The sequence below is a fragment of the Kovacikia sp. CALU 1929 genome (genome assembly GCF_056784235.1).
The window spans coordinates 1-4,464 of the sequence record NZ_JBXBCF010000034.1 but is presented as its reverse complement, the minus strand read 5'-3'; the positions used below and the strand labels follow the sequence as shown (position 1 = coordinate 4,464).

5 protein-coding genes are annotated in these 4,464 nt (G+C 50.3%); 3 read left to right on the top strand and 2 right to left on the bottom strand.

The window, feature by feature from the left end; genetic code table 11:
• On the top strand, positions 1-250 hold a 250-nt coding region (locus tag AC1S52_RS02630; RefSeq protein ID WP_482027491.1), incomplete at its 5' end, for a GDP-mannose 4,6-dehydratase.
• A gap of 188 nt (positions 251-438) precedes the next feature.
• Here the strand turns inward: AC1S52_RS02630 and AC1S52_RS02625 are convergent.
• On the bottom strand, positions 439-1,116 hold the full coding sequence (locus tag AC1S52_RS02625; RefSeq protein ID WP_482027490.1) for a response regulator transcription factor: 678 nt from the start codon (positions 1,114-1,116) through the stop codon (positions 439-441).
• A 185-nt stretch (positions 1,117-1,301) separates the two neighbouring features.
• Between AC1S52_RS02625 and AC1S52_RS02620 the strand changes: the two genes are divergently transcribed.
• The gene (locus AC1S52_RS02620) at positions 1,302-2,447 is read left to right on the top strand and encodes an alanine--glyoxylate aminotransferase family protein (protein ID WP_482027489.1); all 1,146 of its coding nucleotides are present in this window, start codon (positions 1,302-1,304) and stop codon (positions 2,445-2,447) included.
• Between the two features lie 148 nt (positions 2,448-2,595).
• On the opposite strand, the gene AC1S52_RS02615 is transcribed toward AC1S52_RS02620, so the two are convergent.
• Entirely contained in the window at positions 2,596-3,096 is a 501-nt protein-coding gene (locus AC1S52_RS02615; protein WP_482027488.1) for a pentapeptide repeat-containing protein, read from the bottom strand.
• A gap of 78 nt (positions 3,097-3,174) precedes the next feature.
• Here AC1S52_RS02615 and AC1S52_RS02610 point away from each other — a divergent pair, with 78 nt between their 5' ends.
• A complete protein-coding gene (locus AC1S52_RS02610; protein ID WP_482027487.1) occupies positions 3,175-4,158 on the top strand; it encodes a 2-hydroxyacid dehydrogenase in 984 nt (327 codons plus the stop codon).
• Positions 4,159-4,464 lie beyond the last annotated feature (306 nt).

Genomic DNA, 4,464 nt, shown 5'->3' with positions numbered 1-4,464 from the left:
CTGGCAGGAGTATGTCGAGTTTGATGAGCGGTATCTGCGCCCAGCGGAGGTGGAGTTACTGATTGGTGACCCGGCGAAGGCGAAGGCAAAGCTGGGCTGGGAGCCGTCGGTGACGTTTGAGCAGCTAGTTCATTTGATGGTGGAGGCGGACTTGAAAGCGTTGGGTCTGATTCCGCTCAATGGCGGTGTGGTGCAAGCGGTGAAGGATTTCGCTACCGTCCGCCAGAGGGTAGGCACTGGAATGCCTTAACACTCCAGTGCTTTTTAGCAGAAGTTTTGCGCCAGTGGAGTGGATGGCTGGATGGGTGGGTGACTCATCTACCCTCCATCTCATAGCTGAGTCCATGTAGGTGGATGCGTGGATAAGGGATAGATGTGCAGGTGGGTTATGCAAGGGGAAATGGCTGTAAACACTTGATCGATTAACCTGTCTAATATTTAATCCAAAGCTTTGAGACGGTACCCTAATCCGTGAACAGTTTCAATCACATCATCTGGAGCACCTGCTGCTCTAAGTTTAGATCGCAGGTTTTTAATGTAGGTTTTAATCGTTTCTTCTTCGGGAGGTTCTTGCCAGGACCATGCCTGTTCAATGATGGCTGCTCGGCTTAAAACCCGCTTACCGTTACGCAAAAAAGCTTCCATCAGGGCAAACTCTTTGGGGGTGAGACGAAGGGGGCAGCGATCGTAGGTCACCTCATAGCTACTGGGGTCTAAACACAAAAAACCCCAGGTTAAAACCGGTGTACTCCCAACCTGTCCCCGACGTAGCAATGCCCGGATCTGTGCCAGTAGCTCCTGTATTTCGAAGGGCTTGACCATGTAGGCATCTGCACCAGCATCTAAGCCAATTACCTTATCTAAACAGGTGTCTCGTGCCGTTAACATCAAAACGGGAACCAGAATGCCGTCGCTACGAATCCGTTGACACAGGCAAATCCCATCTAGCTTCGGTAGTGTGACATCGAGCAAGATAAGGTCATAGGACAATCCTCTAGTTTGCTTCCAGGCGGACTCTCCGTCCTTAACCCAGTCGATCGCGTAGCGTTGTGCTGCCAGGATTTCAGTTAAAGATTCTGCTAAATGCAAATCATCTTCTACAAGCAGAATTCTCATAGCCCAAAGAGTTAGAGTGAGGCTGAGTAGAGTCACTCCTTGTCAATAAATGTGCTACACAACAGGGTGCCTAACTGTATTTTTCAATACATCCACCCCTAAATAGGACCCTAAACCCTGGAGAATAGACAGTGTGGTTCTGAATATTCGACTTTAGGCATTATTTTCTACACCCCAAATTGCTCATGACACAAACTCTTGCAATCAACAATGGTCAGCGGCTCCAACTCGCACCCCTCAATGTTCCCAATCGCCTGTTGTTGGGACCAGGACCATCCAATGCCCATCCCGCGATTCTGCAAGCGATGGATACGTCTCCAGTTGGGCACCTTGATCCGGTATTTCTGGGACTGATGGATGAGATTCAGTCCTTACTCCGCTACGTCTGGCAAACCGATAACCCAATGACGATCGCAGTCAGTGGTACCGGTTCTGCGGCAATGGAAGCCACAATTGCCAACTCAGTAGAACCCGGAGATGTCGTTTTGGTCGGTGTCATGGGCTATTTTGGCAACCGCCTGGTTGATATGGCAGACCGCTATGGTGCAGACGTGCGCACCATCACCAAACCCTGGGGGCAGGTCTTCACCCTGGAAGAACTGCAGACAGCCCTGGAAACCCATCGTCCTGCCATTTTGGCGCTGGTACATGCCGAAACTTCTACTGGGGCGCGGCAACCCCTGGAAGGAGTAGGTGAGCTATGTCGGAAATTGGGGTGTCTGCTGTTGATTGACACCGTCACCAGTCTGGGCGGTGTTCCCATTTTTCTAGATGAATGGGGCGTTGACCTGGCATATAGCTGTAGTCAGAAGGGACTGGGCTGTCCCCCCGGTGCATCCCCTTTCACTATCAGTCCCCTTGCGCTGGAAAAACTTCAGCGACGCAAATCAAAAGTTGCCAACTGGTATCTCGACATGACGTTGTTGGGCAAATATTGGGGACCGGAGCGCGTTTACCATCACACGGCTCCCATCAACCTCTACTATGCTCTACGGGAAGCCCTCCGCCTGATTGCCGAAGAAGGACTGGACAACTGTTGGCAGCGTCATCAAAAGAACGTTGAGTACCTGTGGGAAAGATTGGAAGACATCGGATTAAACCTGCATGTTGAACGCGAGTTTCGCCTGCCAACCCTGACCACCGTGTGCATCCCTGATGGTGTGGATGGCAAGGCGATCGCCCGCAAACTCCTGACTGAATACAACATCGAGGTCGGTGGTGGCTTAGGCGAACTCGCTGGAAAAGTCTGGCGTGTTGGGTTAATGGGCTACAACAGCCGCTCAGAAAACGTGGACAGATTAGTGGAAACGTTGAAGGAAGTGTTGGGTTGAGGGGTTAGAGGGTAGGGAGTAGGGATTCCAATGACCAATGACCAATGACCAGAAACCATCCTCAACTCTCAACTTTCAACTCTCCCCCCCTCCCCTTCCCTCCCAACTCTCAACTCTCAACTTTAAATTCTCAACTTTCCCCTCTCCCCTACGGGCATCCCAACGATTCCCGCGTATCGGCTCCTGTTTTGGGATTAATGCCGCTGGCAGATTTGCACAACTCCAACACTTGAACTTTATCTAACGCTGCATAGCTGAAGTCGGCTCCGGTGATAGTTGCCCCCTTGAAGTTTGACTTCAGCAGCATGGCAGAATCTAGAACGGCTCCACTTAAATCGGCTCCCGAAAAGTTCGTAACATAGGCGATTCCATCGCTAAAGTCTGTACCCTTCAAATTGGCGTTGGTCAAATTTGCACCATTGAACACGGCACCACGCAAATCTGCACCCCCGAAGTTGGCATTCTGAAGGTCTGAATCACCAAATTCGGCTTTAATCAAGCTTTGACCTACATAATCCTTAACAGTTGCCTCCATATCGTCAAAAGACCGGATCGCCGCAGAACTAGCAGCCAGGGCAGGGAAAGAAAAGTTAATAACCAGGACAAGCACGGTGATGAAAAATGCAAATAAGGACTGAAGTACATGCATAGCGGCGAAAGAATGTATGGATTCCTGTGATTAAAGCTAACACTTGCTGCTTGCGATTTATCGCAGCCTGAATCACTTATGCCTCGACCCAAGATTTTTGTGACTCGTCGGTTACCTGCTGATTTGGACGAACTGCAACAAATTGCCACAGTCGAGGTGTGGCAGGAACGGCAGCCCCCACCCTACGAAGTGTTGTTGGAAAAAGCTAAAACGGCTGATGGACTGTTGTGTTTGTTGACAGATCAGATCGATCGCCCTTTGATAGACGCAGCCACTTCTCTCAGGGTCATCAGCCAGATGGCAGTGGGCTATGACAATATTGATATCCCAGCAGCCACGATGCGAAAAATCCCAGTAGGACATACGCCGGGGGTATTGACCGATGCCACGGCTGACCTGACCTGGGCATTGTTGATGGCAACCGGACGACGGGTGGTGGAGGGCGATCGCTTTACCCGCTCTGGGCAATGGAAAACCTGGGAACCCGATTTACTGATGGGACCCAACATCACTGGCGCAACCTTGGGAATCATTGGGCTGGGGCGGATTGGGCAGGCAGTGGCACAGCGGGCGCGGGGTTTTGCCATGCGTATTATGTATCACAGTCGCCACCGTTGCCCTTCAGAACTGGAGCAGGCGTTAGGGGCAGAATATGTTTCGTTTGATCGGCTGCTTCAGCAATCTGATTTCATTACTATCCACACGCCCCTGTCCGATGACACGCATCATCTGTTTAGCGATGCCCAGTTTAAGCAGATGAAATCTTCGGCGATTTTGATTAACACAGCACGGGGAGCGATCGTAAATCCTGATGCGCTTTACCGTGCCTTGAGCTGTGGTCAAATTGCCAGTGCCGCCTTGGATGTGACTGAGCCAGAGCCGATTCCAATCAATAGTCCCCTGCTAACTTTGGATAATTTAATCATCACCCCTCATATCGGGAGTGCCAGTTTGCAAACCCGCCGCAAAATGGCAGGAATGGCGATCGCAAATTTGATTGCAGGACTCAGCAATGCACGCCTGCCTTACTGTGTAAATTTGGAGATGTATGAGAAGGGTTAGCGATCGTGGGACTGGAATGACTCTGGTTTGAACCTGGAACCTCTGCCAAGATCCCTGGAATCTTTGAGATTCCAGGGATCTTGAACTTCTTGTTTCAGCGTTATTCGTTGCAAGAGGCCTTAACAGAAATAGGACAAGCGCCATTACTTGAATGCTTGGGAATTTTACCAATTTAAACAGTATTCAGGGCAGATAGGGCATCGAGAATAAATGCATACCCTGTGATGGAAGCAATTAGCTCAGGAGTTAACTGAGCAATCAGTTGATCAACTTTAAGTTGGAGTTGGTCGAGTGTTTTGAAGGAAG